The 20,167-nt window shown below is 62.1% G+C and carries 21 protein-coding genes; 10 read left to right on the top strand and 11 right to left on the bottom strand.

Annotated elements, in window-relative coordinates:
• Positions 1-16: 16 nt before the first annotated feature.
• Positions 17-733, bottom strand: a complete 717-nt coding sequence (locus HX613_RS07805) for a PIG-L deacetylase family protein (protein WP_235344820.1) — start codon at positions 731-733, stop codon at positions 17-19.
• A gap of 114 nt (positions 734-847) precedes the next feature.
• Here HX613_RS07805 and HX613_RS07800 point away from each other — a divergent pair, with 114 nt between their 5' ends.
• Entirely contained in the window at positions 848-1,516 is a 669-nt protein-coding gene (locus HX613_RS07800; protein WP_235344819.1) for a hypothetical protein, read from the top strand.
• Here HX613_RS07800 and HX613_RS07795 read toward each other — a convergent pair.
• From HX613_RS07795 to HX613_RS07780, 4 genes are all read right to left on the bottom strand, one after another.
• Positions 1,486-2,724 carry an NAD(P)-binding domain-containing protein gene (locus HX613_RS07795; protein WP_235344818.1) on the bottom strand — a complete coding sequence of 413 codons (1,239 nt, stop codon included), beginning with the start codon at positions 2,722-2,724 and terminating at the stop codon, positions 1,486-1,488. The two genes, HX613_RS07800 and HX613_RS07795, sit on opposite strands and share 31 nt — an antisense overlap.
• Positions 2,725-2,780: 56 nt before the next feature.
• Positions 2,781-3,272 (bottom strand): hypothetical protein, encoded by a 492-nt coding sequence (locus HX613_RS07790; RefSeq protein WP_235344859.1) that lies wholly within the window; start codon positions 3,270-3,272, stop codon positions 2,781-2,783.
• 374 nt (positions 3,273-3,646) lie between these two features.
• A complete protein-coding gene (locus HX613_RS07785; RefSeq protein WP_235344817.1) occupies positions 3,647-4,288 on the bottom strand; it encodes a hypothetical protein in 642 nt (213 codons plus the stop codon).
• 133 nt (positions 4,289-4,421) lie between these two features.
• Complete coding sequence (locus HX613_RS07780) at positions 4,422-5,000, bottom strand: HhH-GPD-type base excision DNA repair protein (RefSeq protein ID WP_235344816.1); 579 nt, start codon at positions 4,998-5,000, stop codon at positions 4,422-4,424.
• Positions 5,001-5,076: 76 nt separating this feature from the next.
• Here HX613_RS07780 and HX613_RS07775 point away from each other — a divergent pair, with 76 nt between their 5' ends.
• From HX613_RS07775 to HX613_RS07745, 7 genes are all read left to right on the top strand, one after another.
• Complete coding sequence (locus HX613_RS07775) at positions 5,077-5,436, top strand: YchJ family protein (RefSeq protein ID WP_235344815.1); 360 nt, start codon at positions 5,077-5,079, stop codon at positions 5,434-5,436.
• A 393-nt stretch (positions 5,437-5,829) separates the two neighbouring features.
• Positions 5,830-7,032 carry an IS110 family transposase gene (locus tag HX613_RS07770; RefSeq protein WP_235344814.1) on the top strand — a complete coding sequence of 401 codons (1,203 nt, stop codon included), beginning with the start codon at positions 5,830-5,832 and terminating at the stop codon, positions 7,030-7,032.
• Positions 7,033-7,075: 43 nt separating this feature from the next.
• A complete protein-coding gene (locus tag HX613_RS07765; protein ID WP_235344813.1) occupies positions 7,076-7,549 on the top strand; it encodes a DUF2087 domain-containing protein in 474 nt (157 codons plus the stop codon).
• A 59-nt stretch (positions 7,550-7,608) separates the two neighbouring features.
• Positions 7,609-8,118, top strand: a complete 510-nt coding sequence (locus tag HX613_RS07760) for a phosphoribosyltransferase (RefSeq protein ID WP_235344812.1) — start codon at positions 7,609-7,611, stop codon at positions 8,116-8,118.
• A gap of 10 nt (positions 8,119-8,128) precedes the next feature.
• Entirely contained in the window at positions 8,129-9,436 is a 1,308-nt protein-coding gene (locus HX613_RS07755; protein WP_235344811.1) for a carboxylesterase family protein, read from the top strand.
• A 54-nt stretch (positions 9,437-9,490) separates the two neighbouring features.
• Positions 9,491-10,573: a winged helix DNA-binding domain-containing protein gene (locus HX613_RS07750; RefSeq protein ID WP_235344810.1), complete on the top strand. Its 1,083-nt coding sequence runs from the start codon at positions 9,491-9,493 to the stop codon at positions 10,571-10,573.
• Positions 10,574-10,580: 7 nt separating this feature from the next.
• A complete protein-coding gene (locus tag HX613_RS07745; protein WP_235344809.1) occupies positions 10,581-11,531 on the top strand; it encodes a diacylglycerol/lipid kinase family protein in 951 nt (316 codons plus the stop codon).
• Between the two features lie 29 nt (positions 11,532-11,560).
• Here HX613_RS07745 and HX613_RS07740 read toward each other — a convergent pair whose 3' ends face one another.
• The 3 genes from HX613_RS07740 to pdxS are packed head-to-tail and all read right to left on the bottom strand — an operon-like array spanning position 11,561 to position 14,614.
• The gene (locus HX613_RS07740) at positions 11,561-13,144 is read right to left on the bottom strand and encodes a helicase HerA-like domain-containing protein (RefSeq protein WP_235344808.1); all 1,584 of its coding nucleotides are present in this window, start codon (positions 13,142-13,144) and stop codon (positions 11,561-11,563) included.
• Positions 13,145-13,154: 10 nt separating this feature from the next.
• Entirely contained in the window at positions 13,155-13,736 is a 582-nt protein-coding gene (gene pdxT, locus HX613_RS07735; RefSeq protein WP_235344807.1) for a pyridoxal 5'-phosphate synthase glutaminase subunit PdxT, read from the bottom strand.
• Positions 13,733-14,614 carry a pyridoxal 5'-phosphate synthase lyase subunit PdxS gene (gene pdxS / locus HX613_RS07730; protein WP_235344806.1) on the bottom strand — a complete coding sequence of 294 codons (882 nt, stop codon included), beginning with the start codon at positions 14,612-14,614 and terminating at the stop codon, positions 13,733-13,735. The genes pdxT and pdxS overlap by 4 nt, the downstream gene beginning before the upstream one ends.
• 144 nt (positions 14,615-14,758) lie before the next feature.
• Between pdxS and pdxR the strand changes: the two genes are divergently transcribed.
• On the top strand, positions 14,759-16,186 hold the full coding sequence (pdxR, locus tag HX613_RS07725; RefSeq protein WP_235344805.1) for a MocR-like pyridoxine biosynthesis transcription factor PdxR: 1,428 nt from the start codon (positions 14,759-14,761) through the stop codon (positions 16,184-16,186).
• Entirely contained in the window at positions 16,183-16,590 is a 408-nt protein-coding gene (locus HX613_RS07720) for a hypothetical protein (RefSeq protein ID WP_235344804.1), read from the top strand. Before pdxR ends, HX613_RS07720 begins: the two co-directional genes overlap by 4 nt.
• Positions 16,591-16,649: 59 nt before the next feature.
• Here HX613_RS07720 and HX613_RS07715 read toward each other — a convergent pair whose 3' ends face one another.
• The 3 genes from HX613_RS07715 to HX613_RS07705 all read right to left on the bottom strand — a co-directional run bounded on the left by HX613_RS07715 (position 16,650) and on the right by HX613_RS07705 (position 20,082).
• Positions 16,650-17,294, bottom strand: coding sequence for a 4'-phosphopantetheinyl transferase family protein (locus HX613_RS07715; protein WP_235344803.1), 645 nt, complete (start codon positions 17,292-17,294; stop codon positions 16,650-16,652).
• A gap of 3 nt (positions 17,295-17,297) precedes the next feature.
• Entirely contained in the window at positions 17,298-17,786 is a 489-nt protein-coding gene (locus HX613_RS07710) for a LapA family protein (protein WP_235344802.1), read from the bottom strand.
• Positions 17,787-17,853: 67 nt separating this feature from the next.
• Positions 17,854-20,082: an NADP-dependent isocitrate dehydrogenase gene (locus HX613_RS07705; protein ID WP_235344801.1), complete on the bottom strand. Its 2,229-nt coding sequence runs from the start codon at positions 20,080-20,082 to the stop codon at positions 17,854-17,856.
• Positions 20,083-20,167: the final 85 nt, after the last annotated feature.

The following is a 20,167-nucleotide window of genomic DNA, read 5'->3' as shown; positions in this document are numbered from 1 at the left end:
TTCGGTGCGCCGGGTGCTACATGTCGAATACCTGCACGGGCAGCGCGTATTTCACGCCTGCCCGTGTTCCGGCTTCCGAGGTGATTCCGGGGATCATGTCTGAGGGCAGTGGATGGTCGGGCAAGGCCTCGAGATAAACGGCATGAGCCTCCAACGAGCGCACGGCCCAGTCGACGTGTTCGTCGTCGAGGACCACAGCATGCGTGGGATCAGCCCCGTTGACCAACAGCTTGTCGGCCTTCCACGCTTCGAGTCCGTCGTCCTTGAGGTGGGTGAAGACCCACGGATTGTCGGCATCACGGATGGCATCGATCGTGGCGATGCCGGCCGCCCGATGGTCGACATGGTTCAGGCCCCACGGCATCTTGAGTTCCCAGTTGGTCACCATCACGGCATCAGGTTTGAATTGGCGGATCTTCTTCGCGATCGCATGCCGGAGCTCGAGGCTGGGCTCGAGAAGACCGTCTGGGAAGTCGAGGATCTCAAGATCCTCCACTCCGACGATCGTGCACGCCTGTCGCTGCTCACCTTCTCGTAGGGGAACAACCTTCTCCGGGGACATTTCACGGATTCCGGCTTCACCGCGAGTCAGGAGCAGATAGGACACGGACTTTCCCTGGTCGGTCCACTTGGCCACAGCCGCGGAGGCACCATATTCCATGTCATCGGGGTGGGCAACTATGCACAGGAGACGATTGACATCATCGTCATCGAAGATCGGAAGCTCGGTCATAGTCCAAGGCTAAGCCCCGCGCGACACTTGTGCCAGAGCAGGCGGGGGTTGCGATGGGTACGATATGAGTGGCGCTGTCGAAAGAGCGCCGCTCCACCATTCGAAAGCGGGCCCATGTATCGGCGTCTCCTCCTGGCAAGTGTGATGGTGCTGGGCCTGACCCTCTCCGGATGCTCGGCCCTGCGTGTGAGTACAGACGAGGGCGATTCGCGACCGGTCAGCGTCGGCATCGACGATGGCTCCGAAGGAGAGACTCCCCCGGAGCCCGATGCCCCTGCAATTCCTGCGGGAATGGCTCAGATGACGGTCGATCTGGGTCCCGAATGCCCGGTAAAGGTGCAGATGGCCATGGACAGCGAATGGAACGGCGACCTCGCCTACGACAGCTATCAGCTCTACAGCCGCGACAACGGCGCCATCATCACCGTCAACTGCTATGAAGCAGACGACGAAACGGCACAGAGTATCATCGATACAGCACAGGAACAGACCTTCGGGGAATCGCGATCAAGCATTCTGGAGGAGAACTCCGGGACTGTACCCGGTGGCGCGTACTGGACAGTCCACGGGCTGCTCGCCCGCCAGGAGATCCGGGCCATCGATGAAACCGAGTCCGTGCTCTACGGAGCCATTGCCGGGATCTCGGACAATGGTCGACTGTACAAAATCAGCGTCGAGATGGTCACGGTGTCAAGTGACCAAGCCACCGCCGCGCTCTTCGCGCAGATCTTGCCGACCGTCAGCTTCGCCGATCAGGTGCTGGAATCACCAACACTCTCATAAGTACGTGTGCGCAGCGCTTCTCTGCGGCGTTTGAGCAGCTCTCTGGCCGCGATCCGTCCCGCACGGGTGGCACCGACCGTTGAACTGGCCGAGCCGTATCCGACGAGGAAGATTCGTCGGTCGTTCTTCACCGACACTTCGGTTTCCATGGAGATTCCTCCATCTCGTGTGCGCAGGCGCAGCGGCGCCAAATGGTTGAGAGCGGCCCGGAATCCGGTGTTCCAGAAGATGACATCGATCTCTTCGACACGTTCATGTTCGAAGGGCTGCCATGACTCCGGCATCGCCAAGTGATCGCTTGCCGAAGGCCCAAGTCCTTCCGAGGTCGTCTGTACCTCGGCGGCTCGCCCGGGAAAGTGGACACCGTGAGGCAGCACCGCATCGAACATTCCGCGTGAGACGAGGACTCCAGAGTCGACGCCGTTTTGGAAATCCTTTCGAATGGGCAGGCCCGTGGTGCGCACGACACTGGCCGGGGCGAGTCCGGCCAAGGTCCGGGAGCGCACGGCGCGTTCGACTTCGAGGCCCCAGTTGCCGTCGAATTCTCGTGAGGTGAAGTTCGGGGGCCGACGCGTGGCCCACAGCGTATCGGTGACTTTCGCGAGTTCGAGCAGGAACTGGGTTGCCGAGATGCCACCGCCGACGACCAAAGTCCTCAAGCCTCGGAAGTCCTCGACGTCGCGGAAGTTTGCGGTGTGAAGTTGGCGGCCTTCGAACTCGGCGATGCCGGGGACGAACGGAACATAGGGATGAGTCCACGTGCCGGTCGCATTGATCAGATACCGGCTCGTGAGCTGAACACGTTCACCGTCGATCTTCGAGGTGATCTCCAGCGGTCCGGAGCCGGGGGTGGGTGACTTCACGGTGACCACCTCGGCGGGTCGGACGACGCAGAGTTCAAGCTCACGTTCGAAACGCGAGTAATAGTCGGAGACCACCGCCGAGGCGGGTATTGAGGGATCCGGTGTGCCCAGTGGGAATCCCGGGAGGTCCGCCACATGGTTCGTCGCCCCCAGTGTCAGGGAATCCCACCGTTCACGCCACGCGCCGCCAGGGCCGGCACCGGCGTCGAGGACGATGAAGTCCTTGCCGGGCACCAGTCCGTCGCGCCAGAGATAGTGAGCAGCCGAAAGGCCAGCCTGACCTGCGCCGATGATGACGATCGGCCAATGGGAGTCGACCAGCAACTCCGAAATACGGCACACCATGTGGCCATTGTTTCAGGTTCCTGGAGTTCTTGCCTTCGGACCAGTGCCGCGGATGGTCAATTGCAGTCAGGTCCCCGCGGGTTCATGTAGCAGTCCTCATCAACGAGGTAGCGGTGGAAGCGATAGACATCAATGGAGATGTCGTTGCTTGCCACGTGTGCGAAACCGTCGATGGGCAGCCATGGGCCACCGTCAACAGAGAATTCGCCTCTGAACGTCGCGGTCATGCTGACAGTCTTCGTTCCGGTCTTCTGATAGTCATGACCAATCTGCGGTTCGTCGCCTGGCCGTGGCTTCGACCCTGTCTTCGATGTCGTGCCACCGGTGTCATCGCCGAAGTCCCAATAGTACTTTTCAGGGGTGACCTTCACCGTGACTGCGTACGTCAGCAGCGTCATGTCGATGTAGCTGGTATCGGCATCCGTCCAGAAGGCAGCCGGCTTGCCGATGACGGCCCAATCCTTGGGCCAGGCATGAATCGTCGGGGCCGGAATGTCGAAGGTCTGGAACTGAGACTCAGGGATACGGGTGGGTGGCTCGGGCCTCACAGGAGCGCCGCCTCCGCCTCCGCCGCCGGGGCCAGGGCCGGGACCTGGGCCCGGAAGGTTCGCACAAATATGACCGACCTCTTCGAGGACGCAGTCGGGTAGCCCGCCACCACCACCGTCGCTCCCGCCACCACCGCCGGAGCCGCCACCACCGGACCCGCTGCCGCCTCCTCCGCCTCCGCTGTCAGATCCGCCTCCACCTCCGGGGCCAGGGGCAGGGCCGGGTGGCGGAGGCGGGCCTGGTGGTTTTACGACATCACATTTACTGGTGTCACCAATGCTGCACCCTGGCCCGGCCTGCGCCGGAGTAGAAAAGTGCAGAAGAAGCACCATTGAGACGAGACAAGCAATAACGGTCTTGAGCCAACTCAGCTCTAACACTTGCGCTCCCATAACGATTGCTTGTCAACCGTCCAGGTACCGTTATCGAATAAGATTGTGTGCTCCATTGTCACAAAACCGTCAGGATTCTTGGTTGCTTTCACTCCCGCCTGGGTTAACGACCATTGACTAGTATCTACGCAGAAATGAACAATTACGTTTGGTGAGGATTGGTCTTCCGGGGAGCCAGACACTTCGAATATCTCGACTGAAATCGGATTGATTTTGCCGTCAAATTCTGTCTGTCGGGTCTTGATAGATTCGGCCTCGTTGATGATCGAGTCAAGTGCCTGACCACTTGAATATTTAGGGAAGTCCTTCACCTTTTCGTAGTGACCTGAGTAGGCTCCATTAATTGACGTTAGGAACCCTTCGAACGCAACCAACGCCCCTTCAACGGCTTCCGTCTCTTCGGGGCTCAAATCGAGTTCGGTCTCGTATGCGGGGATCGCCGGCTGCGGATCAGTTGCAGGGGTTGCCGTGGAAGAATCCTTGGCGGGCAGTGTCGATGTCGGCGCGGCGACTGGGGAATGGTCTTCGCACCCGGAGAGCATGAGGGGCAGGGCAAGTGCCGCTGCCAACGTCAGTGCTGTCGTCGTTCGATAGCGGATACGTCTGCCATGTCCAGTCTTCATTCCACGCCTCTGTGGTCGAGAACTCCGCGCAGATGTACGAATCGCGCCTGGAATCTCTACATTATGCGAGAACTGTGACTTTGAGAACAGGCGAAGTTGAATCTGTGGATAACTTGCCCGTGAGTGGGCGGACCTACTTCTTAGCTGCTTTCGCGGCGGCCTTCTGCTGCTTTTTGAAAGCGCGGACTTCCAGCAAGGTGTCCTCATTGACCACATCGGCGATTGAACGACGGCTGTCTTCATCACCGTAGTCACCAGCTGCCTCACGCCATCCATCAGCGTTGAAATCGAACTGCTTGCCGAGGAGCGCCAGGAAGATCTTCGCTTTTTGATCGCCGAAGCCAGGCAGCTTCTTCAAGCGTTTGAGAACTTCGGGACCACTCGGGTCTCCGGATGTCCAGATGGCTGAAGTGTCGCCATCGTATTCGTCGACGATCTCCGCTGCGAGCTTCTGCACCCTTGTCGCCATCGACTTCGGGAAACGATGCACCGCCGGTTTGATCGAGAACTTCTCTAGGAACTCATCCGGGTTCATCTCAGCAATCTCGACCACATCGAGCTTGCCCAGACGCTCAGCAAGCTTCGCAGGCCCAGCGAATGCCACTTCCATCGGCACCTGCTGATCCAGCAGCATTCCCATCAGCAGGGCGAAAGGGTCATCGGCAAGTAGGGCGTCGGCCTCGGAGTTGCCGGAGAGGAAAACTGAACTCATGCGTCCATAGTGGCATGTAACCGGACCGCAAGCACCTCAGAGATACCATCGAGTCATGATCTGCCCTTGTTCTGGAATGTCGCCCGGCTCCGACTATGACGATTGCTGCCGTCCCGCCTTGGACGGACAGGCATGGCCAACGACAGCTGAGGCGCTCATGCGCTCCCGCTACACCGCATTCGCCCGCGGAAACGAAGACCATCTCTTCCGCACCTGGCACGCCAAGACCAGGCCGGCCGACATCGGGCTCGACACCGACACCACCTGGTTGGGTCTGAAGATCATCGGCACGACAGGTGGATCGGAATCCGAGGAAACGGGAACGGTGCACTTTCGCGCCACCTGCAGGGACCACATCGGCGAACACATACTTGAGGAGAACTCCTCATTCGTTCGCAGGGCCGGTCGCTGGGTCTACCTCGACGCCATCGACTGATCGGCATCACCAACGAACTGTGTCTATACTGTTGGCAGGGGCGCATCCATCGCCCAACCTCGGTCGTGATCCCAGCTCACTGACCATTCGGTGAAGGGGAGAGAATCCTCGGACGAACCTGTCACGGTGATCTCCTGACCAGGTTTCGTGCTGGGGGGTGCCCCTATATTTATTGATAGGCCCTAAACAGGGTCTGGTCGCTGGTCCTGGTATGGCTGATTTGCCCTGTCATTGATGATCCGGGGGGTGTTGCCGCCAGGAGTCCAGGACGCGCGTTGACTGCTGATAGGGGCTCGGCCCAACACTGTTGAGGTCTCGTCGTAACGTGGGTGCCAGCATCGGGTGTCATGACATACCTGCGACCACAGGTTTGGATGGTCGAGGAGGACTGTCATGAACACCGAATACGATGTCTGGTTAGGCCTCGACGTCGGCAAAACCAGCCATCACGGGTGCGGGCTGGGGCCGGCAGGTGAGCGGGTCTTCGACCACGAACTCCCGCAGGATGAGGCCGCGCTACGGGACGTGATTACGACGCTGCAGGACGAGCTCGGTCGGGTGCTCGTCATCGTTGATCAGCCCAACACAATCGGGGCGCTTGCCGTCGCGGTTGCCAGGGATTGTGGAGCCGATATCGCCTACCTTCCGGGGTTGGCGATGCGTAAGGCTGCCGATCTGTATCCGGGGCAGGCGAAGACTGATGCCCGGGATGCGTTCATCATCGCCGACACCGCCAGAACCATGCCGCACACGCTGCGATCCGTTGACCGTGAGTCTGATGTGCTGGCCAATCTCAAGGTCCTGGCCGGCACGGATGAAGACCTCGCGCACGACACTACGAGAGCGATCAACCGGCTGCGGTCCCTGTTGCTGCAGATCCATCCTGCACTGGAGCGCGTGTTCAAAGGTACGGTCCTGACCAGGACGATCGTGTTAGATCTGTTGGTTCGTTATCGCGGGCCGGCTGGGCTGCGGTCGGCTGGAAAGTCCGGGGTGAAGCGATGGGCGAAGAACCACACTCGCAAAGACCCATCGGCACTCATCGATGCCATCTTTGAGGCACTGGCCGAACAGACTGTCGTTGTGCCGGGTACCGAGGCATCGGAGTCCGTGGTCCCGCGTCATGCGTCACGGATCAAAGCACTGAAGGCCGAACGTAAAGAGATCGAGGCCGAAGCCGAGGAGTTAGCGGATTCGCTCCCTCTTCTTCAGGTCTTAACGTCTATGCCGGGAGTCGGCGTTAAGACCGCGTCCCAGATCCTCCTGGCAGCCGGAGACTTCAGCGCTTTTAGGACTCCCGGCCATTTGGCAGCGTATGCCGGTATTGCTCCGGTGACGCGACGCTCTGGGACGTCGATACGGGGCGAGTTTCCGTCGCGGGCGGGTAACAAGCGGTTGAAGAATGCGTTGTTCCATTCGGCGTGGGTGGCGTCGTGTCATGATCCGTTGTCGAAGGCTTACTACGACCGGAAACGGGCTGAGGGCAAACGCCACAACGCGGCGGTGATGTGTCTGGCTCGTCGCCGGTTGAACGTCCTGTTCGCGATGGTTAAGCATGGGGCCTTCTACGAGACAAAGACCCCGGCTGCTGCTTGACAATGAATGTAACGGGGGACTTGGTTGTTGAGGATCAGACGCCATGACCAAGCACAAAGACTTCAAACGCCTCGTTCGCCAGCGCATGAGCTCAACTGGGGAGAACTTCACCTCCGCCCGCGTTGCACTGCTGGAAGGCCGAGTCCACGAGCATCAGAGCCACAACGCATCACCGCCGACAGATCCCAAGGCAGATGCCTTCAGGGCCAAAACGTTGAGAACGTTCATGAGCGATGGCCGCCTGGTGTCCATCCCTTCGAAGCGCAAGGCCCTCGTTGTCATCCTGTTGGAGATCCTCAGAGTGTTCGAAACCGACCGGATCTACCGCGAGAAGGACGTCAACTCAATCCTCGAAGCCTTCCATCCGGATTTCGCACGACTGCGTCGAGAACTCATCGACTACAGATACCTGAGTCGCGATGCGCACACCGGTCAGTACTGGGTGAACAATTCGCTGCCTGAGCGCAGTGAACGCCTCGGCCAGGAAACAGCGGCCTTCGAGACGTTTCTGCGCTGAGTCGGCGACCACGTATCCTTGAAGCTCGGGTAAACAACGGGCATTCACTAGGAGTCTTTATGAGCCAGGCATACCACGCCGATTCGACCGATCTCAACGACAAAGAGATCCTCACATGGGACACATTCGGTACGTCGGCGAGGGAGATGGCTCAGACCATCGCAGACTCCGAATACGACCCCGAGATCGTCATCGCAATCGCCCGTGGCGGTCTGCTGCCGGCCGGTGCACTGGCCTACGCACTCGGCCTCAAGCTCTCCGACGCCATCAACGTCGAGTTCTACACCGATGTCCATGAGACTCTGCCCGATCCGATTCTCCTGGCACCGATGCTCGACATCGAGGCCATCAGAGGAAAGAAGCTGCTCGTCGTCGACGACGTCGCAGATTCAGGGCGCACCCTCGCCCTGGTCCTCGAACTGCTGAAGAAGCACGGCGCCGAAGCCCAGTCCGCAGTGATCTACGCAAAGTCAGCATCCATCATCGACCCGGACTTCGTCTGGAAGCGCACGGATCAGTGGATCGTCTTCCCCTGGTCGGCCGAGCCCCCGGTCGTCGCCTCCAAATAAGCTGCAGGCCATGATGAACGTCTGGCGGGACGTCGATGCCCCGTGCGGTCGGGTCCGAGCCTACGTCGACGGCAACGTGATCCGCGCTCGGGGCATTCGCTATGCCCGCGCGCTGCGTTTCGCCCATCCCGTCGACGAGCCGCCCGCAGACGTCATCGATGGCAGAGAGCCCGGTCCCGGAAGTCCGCAGTACCGACGCGACCCGAACGCGGGAATGACCTTCGACCAGCTCGGCGGCCTGCCCACCAGCGAAGACTGTCTGCGGGTGAGCGTGACAACTCCCGTGGACACTGGCGAAGACCGCTCAACGCTGCCTGTGCTCGTGTGGATCCACGGCGGTGCCTATGTCGCTGGAGCCGGGGATGCGGAGATCTACGATCCGCATACCCTCGTCGAGGAACAGAACATCATCGTCGTCTCGGTCACCTATCGCCTCGGTGTCCTGGGATTCTTGGGAACGGGCAAACCTGAACATTCCAATCTCGGCCTCCTCGACCAGATCTCGGCTCTGCGCTGGGTCCAGCGCAACATCGCGGCATTCGGGGGAGACCCGCACAATGTCACGATCGCAGGGCAGAGCGCCGGTGCTGACGCCTGCGCGCACCTGATGATCGCCGAGGCGACCGATGACCTCTTCCACCGCGTGATCCTGGCCTCGGCGCCACTGGGACTCGTCGGTGGCACCGAACCGATGAACTGGGCCATGGCGAAGGTCGCTGAGAAGATCGACCCCGACGCCAGTGTCGACGACATCCTCGCTGCACAGGACGAAGTGCACAGGGCGGCTTTGGTCGGTGGACTGCACGCTGGCATGTGCTTCGGTGTCCATTACGGCGACTACCCGCTGCCGGCGAAATCCGACACCGACGCAGCATGGTCAGAAGCCGCACGCAAATACGACGTGCTCATGACCCGCACCGAACGCGAGATCGCCTTCTTCGCCGGTTTCGTCCCAGCTTTCCGTCGACTCCATAATCGGCATCTGACTTCCCCGATGCTCGAATCGCTGATCTCAGGCATCACCTCGGCGGTCTACACTCGTGCAGCCAAAGAATTCTACGATCGACACCGCATGGCGGGCGGCCAAGGCACACGCCTCCTCATCGTCTCCCGCGGTGATGGCAGCTTCTTCGACGCAGCGCATTCAGGGGATCTTCCGCTGCTGTTCCCCGGCGACGTCTGGCATGACAGTTTCCTCGACTACGGAGAATCGGCACAGATCGCCGGTCCGGAGCTGCGCCGAATCTGGGGACGGTTCACCACCTCCGGGGCACTGCCGCGGGTGCCTGTGCCCGGACTCATCGACATTCTCGGGTGATCCAGCGACGCGGAAGCTCAAGGTCGCGTCAGTGCCGTGGACTATCGTGGGCCCATGGACTCACACCAGGTCTCAGCTGCCCGTCTGATCTCCCAGGGACTCGTCGATTCTGCAGGGTCGGACAACGTCACTGCGTATTCGGTAGTCCGAGATCTCGGGTGCGTCCAAGCTCAGGCACTGGGTGGTGCATTGGTCTCGATCGCGCTGCGCACAGGATCCTCGGTCGCTGCCGTACGTGAGGCGATGGAGTCCGGACACATCATCCGCACATGGACGCAGCGAGGAACGATCCACCTGGCCGCGGCCGCAGATCTCGGATGGATTCTCGGGCTGACCGGACAGCGGACCCTGAAAGCCGTGGCGAAGCGGCGTGAGGTCTTCGGCATCGACGATGCTATGGTCGACGCCGCCGCGGTGCTTGCCGAGGAGACGATCCGAGCACGCGGCCCCCTGACCCGCCAGGAGCTGCTCGATGCCTTCGCACCCCTGCACGCGGGCGAGGAATACGGTCACGAACGCTACCTCATCACCACCCTGGCCCTGCGCAACATCATCGCGCAGGGACCGATGGTCGAAGGCAAAGACGATATGAGATACGTTCTCACCGGCGACTGGATCCCGAACCCTGTCGAACTTGACGCTGAGGCCGCTCTGCACGAATGGATGCGACGCTACGTCCTCAGCCATGGGCCCGTGACGATCGATGACGCCGCACGGTGGACGGGACTGCCCAAGACGCCGGTGCGCAAAGCCATCGCCGCAGCCGTCGCCGACGGCGAGATCGTCGAGGTCAGGATCGAGGACCGAGAGCACTACCAATCGCCCGAATTGGAAGATCGCCTGCACGAAAGCCAATCACAGGCGAACGAACTCCTGCTGCTGCCCGGATTCGACGAGATCATCCTCGGTTACAAGGACCGCAGTGCCACCTTGGATCCGGCGCATGAGAAGCTCGTCGTCCCCGGCGGCAACGGCATGTTCAAGAACACCCTCATCGACGGCACCAAGGCACGGGCAACGTGGAAGCGTTCACCGCGTAAGACCGGACCACGCCTGATCATCGAGCCCTTCGACGACCAAGCTGTCGACCGTGACCGCGCCGAGGCTGTTGCCGCCTCTCATCCGGCCTTCGCCTGAGGCTGCGATGAAGGTCGGAATCCTCGCCAACCCGAAGCACGCACGAACCATGCGCGCCTACGCCCGACTCGTCGAGGTCCTCAAGCGGAAACGGATCACGTATCGCAGTGCAACAACGACACAGCAGTGGCCGGGGAGCGAGCAGACCTCGCAATTGCTTGACTGGGGTGCAGACCTCATCGTCGTGCTCGGAGGTGATGGCACACTGCGAGCCAGTGCTCCGGTGCTGGCCGCAGCGCAGGTGCCTGTGCTCATCATTCCGACCGGAACCGCGAACGTCCTGTCCAAGCACATCGGAATCCGATCGGCTGAGTATGCGCTGGAATTGGTCGAAGCGCATGTGGGATTCCAGTCGATGCTGATCCGCCACGTGCCTGTGAACGAAGCAGACTGTTTCACCTCGAGTGGTTCACGCCGTGAGCACTTCGTGTCATTGGCAGGAGTCGGGGGAGATGCGATCGCAATCTCCGGGCAGGCACAATTGCCGGCGGCCCTCAGAATGGGAATTCTCGGCTATGCCTACGGTGCCAGCCGGGCCCTCTTCGCACCATTGATCAAGGCCCGACTCATGGACCCACACTCGTCCAGCTCACAGTTGAACGGCACGACCGTGACCGAGATGTGGTCGGTGATGGCAGCGAAGACTTCACGACCTGCCGGACCAATCCCGGTGTTCGACCACGCCGAGGTGGGTGCAGATGAGTTCGAATTTCTGTCTGTAGAGCTGAGGTCGACGCAACCCGGTGACCGCCTCGGCGAATGGGCGCAGATCGGCTGGGACCGTGTGAACCGCCGACCGGCATCCCACTCCTCGATGCACTACTGGCGAGGAACCGAACTCAGCATCAGCCTTGAGACCCCGACTCAGGTCCAGCTCGACGGGGACCTCATCGGTGACTGCCGCAGGCTGGTCCTGCGGGCCGGAACAACCGTGCTGGCGGTTCTAACGCCGAGCTAGCTCAGAATTAACGCCGGACTAGCGGCGAATCAACGGCGACGGCGGGAGGTGCCGAAGATTCCGCGTGTGATCTCTCGGACCGCAGTGCGAGTGAACTGCTTGAACGCCGAGGACTGCACGACCTTGGAGAACATGCTGTCGTCCTCCTTCTGCTTCGACCCCGAAGACGACCGCGAGCCTGATCCCGACCGGGAGACCTGTGCCGAGTCCTCCGGGAACGCAATCTTGTCCGTGGCTGCCTGCTCCTCATCATGGGCCTCAGAGCCTGCCTCCAGGCGCTTTGTGAGGATCTCGCGAGCAGACTCGTTGTCGATGGCAGTGCCGTACTTCTCATGCTGCGGAGATGCCGCGACGGCGGCCTTGATCTCGTCCTCGGACATCGGTCCCATCTGCGACTCGGGTGCACGCATCCTCGTCGGAGCCACGGGCGTGGGAGCACCCTCAGGATCCATCACCGTCACGATCGCCTCCCCGATACCCAGCGAAGTGAGCAGCTCCTCGAGATCGTAGTCGGACTTCGGGAACGTCTGCACAGTCGACTTCAGCGCTTTGGCATCGTTGGGAGTATGCGCGCGCAGCTGATGCTGAATGCGCGAACCCAGCTGGGCCAGCACATCATCGGGTACGTCCTTCGGAGTCTGCGTGACGAAGAAGACGCCGACGCCCTTCGAACGGATGAGACGCACGGTCTGCGTCACCGACTGCAGAAACGCCTTTGAGGCATCGGCGAAGAGCAGGTGCGCCTCGTCGAAGAAGAACACAAGTGAGGGTTTGTCGGCATCGCCGACCTCCGGCAGATCCTGGAACAGGTCGGCCAACAGCCACATCAGGAAAGTGGAGAAGAGCGCGGGGGACTGATTGAGCTTCTGGAGCTCGAGGACCGAGACGATTCCGGCCCCGTTGTCGTCAAGGCGCAGCAGATCGGCGGTGTCGAATTCGGGTTCGCCGAAGAACACATCGCCGCCCTGAGCAGAGAGCTCGGAGATCTTTCGCAGGATGACACCGACGGTGGCCTTCGATGCCCCACCGATGTCTTCCAAGTCGGCCTTGCCCTCATCGGAGGTGAGGAAGTTCAGCACCGCGCGCAGGTCGGAGAGATCGAGCAGCGCGAGACCGGCAGTGTCGGCATAGTGGAAGACCAGTGAGAGCACCGATTCCTGGGTGTCGTTGAGCTCGAGGACCTTGGAGAGCAGGATCGGTCCGAACGAGGTGACGGTGGCCCGCAGCGGAGTTCCCAGTCCCGAATCTCCCAAGGTGTAGAACTCGGTGGGGTTGGCCGATGACCTCCACTCCTGGCCCGAGGCCTCGAGTCGCTTGTTCAGCTTCTCAGAAGCCTCGCCCGCCGCACCGATTCCCGACAGGTCACCCTTGATGTCGGACGCGAAGACGGGGACACCGGCGCGAGAGAGCTGCTCGGCCAGGACCTGCAGGGTCACCGTCTTACCGGTGCCGGTGGCGCCCGCAACGAGTCCGTGCCGGTTGAGCATCGACAGAGGGATCGAGATGGGCGTGTCCTTGTCGGGTACGTCCTCGCTCAGCGCCACACCCAGATCCAAGGTCTGCGCATCGAAGGTGTATCCGGACTTGAGTTTCTGCAGCGTCTCATTCGTCATGGTTCAATCTTTACACGGTCGCGCCGAGGCTGTGCAGGAATTCTTCGTGGATCCTCGTGTCCGTCCCGAGCTCCGGATGGAAACTGCCGCCCCAAATATTGCCCTGGCGCACCAGCACGGGCACCTCGGCGTATTCGCTGAGCACCTCAACACCGGAACCCAGATCCAGAATCTGCGGGGCCCGGATGAATGTCGCGTCGAACGCGCCGTCGAGGCCGGTGATCTGTACCGGCGCGCAGAAGGATTCCCGCTGCCTGCCGTAGGCGTTGCGAGCTACAGTCACATCAAGCCCGCCGAGGCGGTCGAAACCGTCCAACGAAGCATCCGTGAGTCGATCCGAAAGAAGAATGAGCCCGGCACACGTGCCGAAGACCGGCAGTCCAGTACTGATCTTCTCTCGGAGCGCGGGGAAGAGCTCAGTCGTGGCGGCGATGCGCACCATGGCCGACGACTCACCGCCGGGCAGGATGATGGAATCGATGTTGTCGAGGTGCTCCGGCCTGGTCACCTTGCAGGAGGTGGCCCCCAGGGAGTCGAGGACAACGAGGTGTTCTCGGAAGGCTCCCTGGAGGCTGAGGACGCCGACTCTCACCAGCCGCGCTCCGCCAGACGGTGGGGTGCTGGAACATCTGCGACGTTGATGCCGACCATCGCATCGCCGAGCCCACGAGAGGCCTTGGCCACGGCGATCGGATCGTCGAAGTGGGTGGTCGCCTCGACGATGGCCTTGGCGCGGGCCTCGGGGTTTCCGGACTTGAAGATCCCGGATCCGACGAAGACGCCGTCGGCACCCAGCTGCATCATCATCGCAGCATCCGCCGGAGTGGCGATGCCGCCGGCGACGAAGGTCACGACGGGCAGTCGGCCCAGGCCGGCGACCTGCTTGATCAGGTGGTACGGGGCCGCGTGCTCCTTGGCCGCGACGTAGAGCTCGTCCTCGCTCTTGGCACCCAGGGCTCTGATCTCGGAGTTGATGGTCCGCAGGTGGCGCATCGCCTCGGAGACGTCACCGGTGCCCGCCTCACCCTTGGAGCGGATCATCGACGCGCCCTCTGTGATGCGCCGCAGAGCCTCGCCGAGGTTGGTCGCACCACAGACGAAGGGAACCTTGAACACGGACTTGTCGATGTGATTGACGAAGTCTGCGGGGGAGAGGACCTCGGATTCGTCGATGTAGTCCACACCGAGAGTCTCGAGGATCTGCGCCTCCACGAAATGCCCGATACGGGCCTTGGCCATGACCGGGATCGACACGGCAGCGGTGATGCCGTCGATGAGGTCGGGGTCGCTCATCCGGGCCACTCCGCCCTGAGCGCGGATGTCGGCGGGCACTCGTTCGAGCGCCATGACCGCCGAGGCCCCGGCCGCCTCCGCGATGCGTGCCTGCTCTTCGTTGACGACGTCCATGATGACGCCGCCCTTGAGCATCTGGGCCAGGCCGGTGTTGAGCAGGGTCTGTGACTGTGTCATTGGTGTGCTTTCAGTTTGCGGTGAGCCCGATGGAAAGGGCGAATTGATTCGTGAGAACGGCCGTTCACCACAACACTAGATCCCTAAGTGGCTTACCAGGAGTGCCAGAAAACATGAAAAGTTTTAGGCCAGTATGATCGATGCATGTCTCCAGCTCAGCCGACGCACCCCAATGATGCCCCGCCAGACATAGCCCTGCCCCGGGCCGACGGGATCGCACTGCCCATCGACATCGACCGGGATGTGCCGACGCCGCTGCCTGATCAGCTGGTGGCGGAGATCAGGCGACTCATCGCCGCCGGAGCGGTTCGCCCCGGAGAGCCGGTGCCTGCCAGCAGGCGTCTGGCCGCCCACCTCGATGTCTCGCGTGGGACCGTCGAAACCGCGTACGCCCAACTCGTCGTCGAGGGGTTCCTCACCACGTCCGAACGCTCAGCCACACGGGTGAACCCGGAGCTGCCGAACACCGCGCGCACACGTGATCCGCGTATGCGCCCACCGCAGGTTCCACGTCGCAGACTGCGCAGCTTCGTCGACCTGCGTCCCGGCTTCGGCGGAGACAACCCGCTGCAGGAACCCGCGTTTCGCAGAGCATGGCGTGATTCGCTCGACATCGATCCGGGTCCGATCGATCCGTTGGGTCAGCCGCAGACCAGATGGGCGATCGCCGACCACCTGCGCCTGACGCGGGGGATGAGGGTGGACCCCGATGACATCATCCTCACCAGCGGATCCCGGGATGGGCTCCGCCTGCTCCTCACGACGGGAGTCGAGGGTGCGATCGGCGTCGAGAACCCCGGATTTCCGGGACTGCGTCAGGCTATGTCGGATCGCGATCTCGAGCCGATCGACACGACACAGTTGCCTGAAGGCACCGCTGGCCACCTCGGCGCGGTCGTCGTGACTCCCAACCACCAGTTCCCGCATGGGACCACCATGCCCATCGACCGACGGGTCAGACTCCTGGAATGGGCACAGGCGACCGGCGTCATCGTCATCGAAGACGACTACGACAGCGAAGCCCGCTACGCCCGCACAGTGGTGCCCACCCTCTACGATCTCGCGGTGTCCACCGACGCTCCGGCACAGGTGGTCCACATCGGCACGTTCTCAACTTTGCTGACCTCTGCCGTGTCCACCGGGTACATCATCGCCCACGGGGAGCTCGGCCGCCGATTGAGCATCATGCGCACAGCTTTGGGTCCGGCGTTCTCACCGGTCATGCAGACAGCGATCGCGTCGTATCTGAGTTCGGGAGGGCTGCGTCGCAGAATCTCGCGTGGTCGGCGCAGGCTCAGAGCCGCCGAGGCGGTCCTGGCCCAGGTCGGTTCGATTCCCGGTCTCGTCCACGAAGGTCGAACCCTCGTCATCGAGACTCGAGAGGCCGCCGCGGCACAGCTTCGCAGCGACCTTGCAGAGCGAGGGATCCTTGTGGCCTCGCTGGCAGCCGGATGGAGTGCGGACAGCGACGTCAGGCACGGTATCGTCATCGCCCACTCGAACGTCGAAGCCGCAGTGCTGCACCAGGCGTTGGAGACGGTGCAGGAGCGGTTGAGTAGGATCGGACAATGATGAAATTCGGGTTCGTCGCCGATGGCGTCTTCAAACTGCTCGTCGCGGTCGCACTCTGGGCGTATCTTCCCGCGGTCGAGTCATTCCTGCTCGCGCCCAGGTGGCTGGCGATCACGGCGATCGTCCTGCTCTTCCTCAGCGCTGCCACGGAGATCTCCTACGGCGCCCGCAAGGGTGAGAAGAGCTATGTGAAGTACCTGGCGATATTCGACTCGCTCTGGGTGGTCTCGACGATCTTCGCCGTGATCCTCGCCCTTGTCGACAGCTCGGCGGCAGGCTTCGTCTGGCTCGGCTACACGGCACTCGGCTCGTTGGCCATTGCCGTCGTGTTCACCACCGGAGCCAATGGCCCCGAGTTCGCCGAGGACGAGGCGTCCGGTGCTGCCACAAGGCGCAGCGAGTGACCGAAACCGTCTGGGACTGAGAACCCGACTGACCGAGAGTGACCCTCAGCAAGCGACCGTCAGCGGTTGAACGCGATGGCGGCGTGGTAGCCCGCGGGCAGACCTGACTCCAGGTCGAAGATCTCGACGTCGGGGTGCGGAGAACTGGGTGACGCGGCGGCGCCGATGTAGTCCATCCCAGGGTCACGTGCCAGACCAGTGCTCAGAGCCTTGAGGAAGGCTTCTTTACGGGCCCACACGCGCACGAAATCTGTTGCCAGATCGGAGGCTGCGACCTGCTCGAGTTCGGCTCGCTCCTTCGGGTGAAGCAACGCCATCGCCTCGGCGGCAACCGCATGCTCGGGCACAGCTTCGAGGTCGACTCCGATGGGATCGTCGGCGACGGCGACGAGAACCAAGCGCCTGGCTCGAGTCACGGAGAATTCGCACTCCTCGACTCGTGGTTTGCCGGCCGAGTCGAGGCGAATCTCGATGTCGGCGGGATCGCGGTCCAGGTGCGTGCCGAGGACATGACGGAGGATGACTCGACCTGCAGCCCAGGTGGCCGCGGCATCGGGTTCGAATTCCGTCGCATAATTCATCTCCTGCTTCGTCAGCGAAGAGAGATCGATGCGAGCCCATTCGGCCTCGGCGTCAGTGTCGGCGAGGACGATGGTCGAATCGAGTTGGGAGGGCAGGAGTGTGAAACCGGGGTGGGACTCCATGTATCAGCGGCCCAGAGCCTTCGAGATCTTCTTCAGTTTGCGGTTGAGCACGAAGATGCGCACGGATCCGATGATGCCGGCGATGAAGATTCCGCCGATCGCGGCGAAGAGCATGGCAACGCCGAGGGGCAGCTGGAACTGCCACCCGAAGTACTGGAAGTCGGCGGGGATGTTGTTCTGCAGGATGAAGATGAGCAGGAGCACGACGATGACGGCGCCGAGGATGAGGGATGCCCACATTCCCGCCGACATGCCGGAGCCGCCCTTGAGCTGTGCCAGTTCGGCATCCTTGCCTGCAGGAGTCGGTTCCTGGCGCTGTGTCGGTTCGGTCTGCTGCTCGGGTTCGATGCGCTGTGTCGGATCAACCTGCTGAGTCGGTGCGACCTCGCGGGTGCTGCCGGTCGCCGGATCCTCGTCGCCGAGCACGGACTGCGTCTCGGCCAGCAGCTCGTCGGGCGTCTGTGATTCGCCACGTGGGTCTTGAGTACTCATGCGCCCATCATAGTCGCTGATGGGCGCATGAGTGAGGTGTTGCGGCGTCTGACCTGAAGAAGTCAGATCAGACCTTCGCGCTCAGGGTGGAGATGATCTCATTGAGCGTCGCCGAAGGCCGCATGACCGAGTCGAGCTTGGCCTCCTCCGGGTAGTAGTAGCCACCCAGGTCGGCAGGGCTTCCCTGGACTTCGAGGAGTTCGGCCGAGATCTTGTCGGCGTTGGTCTCGAGAGCTTCGGCAACAGGCTTGATGGCCTCGGCCAGCGGCTCGTCCGTGGTCTGCTGGGCCAAGTTCTGCGCCCAGTAGAGAGTGAGGTAGAAATGGCTGCCGCGGTTGTCGATCTCGCCGACCTTGCGTGAAGGCGACTTGTTCTCTTCAAGGAACTTGCCGGTTGCAGCATCGAGGGTGTCGGCGAGAACTCCGGCACGGGCGTTGCCGTGGACGTTGAACTCGTGGCGGAAGGATTCGGCCAAGGCGAGGAACTCACCGAGCGAATCCCAGCGGAGGTGGTTCTCCTCGACCAGCTGCTGGACGTGCTTCGGGGCCGAACCGCCGGCACCCGTCTCGAACAGGCCGCCACCGGCGATGAGCGGAACCACGGACAGCATCTTCGCCGAGGTGCCCAGTTCCAGGATCGGGAACAGGTCGGTGTTGTAGTCGCGCAGGACGTTGCCGGTCACCGAGATGGTGTCCTTGCCCTGGCGAATGCGATCAATCGAGAACTGAGTCGCCTCGACCGGGTTCATGATGCGGATGTCGAGGCCCTCGGTGTCGTGGTCGCCGAGGTACGCCTCGACCTTGGCCCGCAGGTTGCGGTCGTGGGCGCGGGTCTCGTCGAGCCAGAACACGGCTGGGGTCTCGGAGAGGCGGGCACGGGTGACGGCAAGCTTGACCCAGTCACGGACCGGGATGTCCTTGGTCTGGCAGGCACGCCAGATGTCACCGGCGGCGACATTATGGGACAGAATGACCTCACCGACGGAGTTGACGACCTCGACGACGCCGTCCTGGGCGATCTCGAAGGTCTTGTCGTGGCTGCCGTATTCTTCGGCCTTCTGGGCCATGAGTCCGACGTTGGGAACGGTGCCCATCGTGGTCGGATCGAAGGCGCCGTTGGCACGGCAGTCCTCGATCACGGTCTGGTAGACACCGGCGTAGGAGGAGTCGGGGATGACGGCCAGGGCGTCCTGGGTCGCGTCGTCCTTGTTCCACATCTTGCCGCCCACGCGGATCATCGCCGGCATTGAGGCATCGACGATGACGTCGGAGGGCACGTGCAGGTTGGTGATTCCCTTATCGGAATTCACCATCGCCAGGGAGGGGCCTTCGGCGATGCCCTTCTCGATACCGGCCTTGACGCCGTCGGCCACATCGGCTGGGAGAGCGTCGAGCCCGCCGAGGATGGCAGCCAGTCCGTTGTCAGAGGTCAGACCCGCCTCGGCGAGGGCTACACCGTATTCGGCGTAGACCTCGGGGAAGAACGCCTCGATGACGTGACCGAAGAGGATCGGGTCGGAGACCTTCATCATGGTGGCCTTGAGGTGGACGGAGAACAGGATGCCCTCGTCCTTGGCCCATGCGATCTGGGCCTTGAGGAACTTGTGGAGCTCAGCCACATCCATCTTGGTGGCGTCGATGACCTCGTCGGCGAGGACCGGCAGCGACTCCTTGAGCACGACGGTCTCGCCGGAGGCGGGACGCAGACGGATCTGCAGGGTGTCATCGGCAGGGATGACAACGGACTTCTCATTGTCACGGAAGTCACCGGCGGCCATGGTGGCGACATTGGTCTTCGAGTCAGAGGACCACTCACCCATCGAATGAGGGTGGGCCTTCGCGAAGTTCTTCACTGCCTGTGGGGCGCGACGATCGGAGTTGCCCTCACGCAGGACCGGGTTGACTGCTGAGCCCTTGGCCTTGTCATAGCGAGCCTTGGCATCGCGCTCATCATCGGTCGACGGCTCGTCCGGGTAGTCGGGCAGTTCGTAGCCCTGGGACTGGAGTTCGGCGATGGTGGCCTTGAGCTGGGGGACGGAAGCCGAGATGTTGGGCAGCTTGATGATGTTGGCTTCTGGCTTCTTGGCCAGATCGCCCAGCTCTGCCAGGGAATCAGCGACCTGCTGGTCCGCAGGAAGCCGATCGGTGAACTGTGCCAGTACACGCGCGGCCAGGGAGATGTCTCGGGTCTCGACCTCGACGCCCGCCGAGGTGGCGAAGGCTTCGATGATCGGCTTGAGCGAGTACGTCGCCAGAAGAGGCGCTTCATCGGTGCGCGTATAAATGATTTTGGCCATGGTGATGGACTACTCCACATCGTCTTGGGGTTTGACCACCCCATCCTACCGTTGCCCCGGTTGTGCTCAGCTTCCCGGTAGGGTT

Source organism: Brevibacterium sp. UCMA 11754, from assembly GCF_021532275.1.
In the GTDB taxonomy this organism is placed as follows: domain Bacteria; phylum Actinomycetota; class Actinomycetes; order Actinomycetales; family Brevibacteriaceae; genus Brevibacterium.
The sequence above is the reverse complement of the archived record's forward strand: the minus strand, read 5'-3'. Positions and strand labels throughout refer to the sequence as shown.

What these genes read in the sequence shown, in the direction of transcription:
- HX613_RS07745 (WP_235344809.1), top strand. Translation starts at nt 10,581, where the DNA reads ATGAAGGTCGGAATCCTCGCCAACCCGAAGCACGCACGAACCATGCGC.
- HX613_RS07705 (WP_235344801.1), bottom strand. Translation starts at nt 20,082, where the DNA reads ATGGCCAAAATCATTTATACGCGCACCGATGAAGCGCCTCTTCTGGCG.
- HX613_RS07715 (WP_235344803.1), bottom strand. Translation starts at nt 17,294, where the DNA reads ATGGAGTCCCACCCCGGTTTCACACTCCTGCCCTCCCAACTCGATTCG.
- HX613_RS07785 (WP_235344817.1), bottom strand. Translation starts at nt 4,288, where the DNA reads ATGAAGACTGGACATGGCAGACGTATCCGCTATCGAACGACGACAGCA.
- pdxR (WP_235344805.1), top strand. Translation starts at nt 14,759, where the DNA reads ATGTCTCCAGCTCAGCCGACGCACCCCAATGATGCCCCGCCAGACATA.
- HX613_RS07805 (WP_235344820.1), bottom strand. Translation starts at nt 733, where the DNA reads ATGACCGAGCTTCCGATCTTCGATGACGATGATGTCAATCGTCTCCTG.
- HX613_RS07765 (WP_235344813.1), top strand. Translation starts at nt 7,076, where the DNA reads ATGACCAAGCACAAAGACTTCAAACGCCTCGTTCGCCAGCGCATGAGC.
- HX613_RS07760 (WP_235344812.1), top strand. Translation starts at nt 7,609, where the DNA reads ATGAGCCAGGCATACCACGCCGATTCGACCGATCTCAACGACAAAGAG.
- HX613_RS07770 (WP_235344814.1), top strand. Translation starts at nt 5,830, where the DNA reads ATGAACACCGAATACGATGTCTGGTTAGGCCTCGACGTCGGCAAAACC.
- HX613_RS07720 (WP_235344804.1), top strand. Translation starts at nt 16,183, where the DNA reads ATGATGAAATTCGGGTTCGTCGCCGATGGCGTCTTCAAACTGCTCGTC.
- HX613_RS07740 (WP_235344808.1), bottom strand. Translation starts at nt 13,144, where the DNA reads ATGACGAATGAGACGCTGCAGAAACTCAAGTCCGGATACACCTTCGAT.
- HX613_RS07755 (WP_235344811.1), top strand. Translation starts at nt 8,129, where the DNA reads ATGATGAACGTCTGGCGGGACGTCGATGCCCCGTGCGGTCGGGTCCGA.
- pdxS (WP_235344806.1), bottom strand. Translation starts at nt 14,614, where the DNA reads ATGACACAGTCACAGACCCTGCTCAACACCGGCCTGGCCCAGATGCTC.
- HX613_RS07795 (WP_235344818.1), bottom strand. Translation starts at nt 2,724, where the DNA reads ATGGTGTGCCGTATTTCGGAGTTGCTGGTCGACTCCCATTGGCCGATC.
- HX613_RS07800 (WP_235344819.1), top strand. Translation starts at nt 848, where the DNA reads ATGTATCGGCGTCTCCTCCTGGCAAGTGTGATGGTGCTGGGCCTGACC.
- HX613_RS07750 (WP_235344810.1), top strand. Translation starts at nt 9,491, where the DNA reads ATGGACTCACACCAGGTCTCAGCTGCCCGTCTGATCTCCCAGGGACTC.
- HX613_RS07710 (WP_235344802.1), bottom strand. Translation starts at nt 17,786, where the DNA reads ATGAGTACTCAAGACCCACGTGGCGAATCACAGACGCCCGACGAGCTG.
- HX613_RS07775 (WP_235344815.1), top strand. Translation starts at nt 5,077, where the DNA reads ATGTCGCCCGGCTCCGACTATGACGATTGCTGCCGTCCCGCCTTGGAC.
- HX613_RS07780 (WP_235344816.1), bottom strand. Translation starts at nt 5,000, where the DNA reads ATGAGTTCAGTTTTCCTCTCCGGCAACTCCGAGGCCGACGCCCTACTT.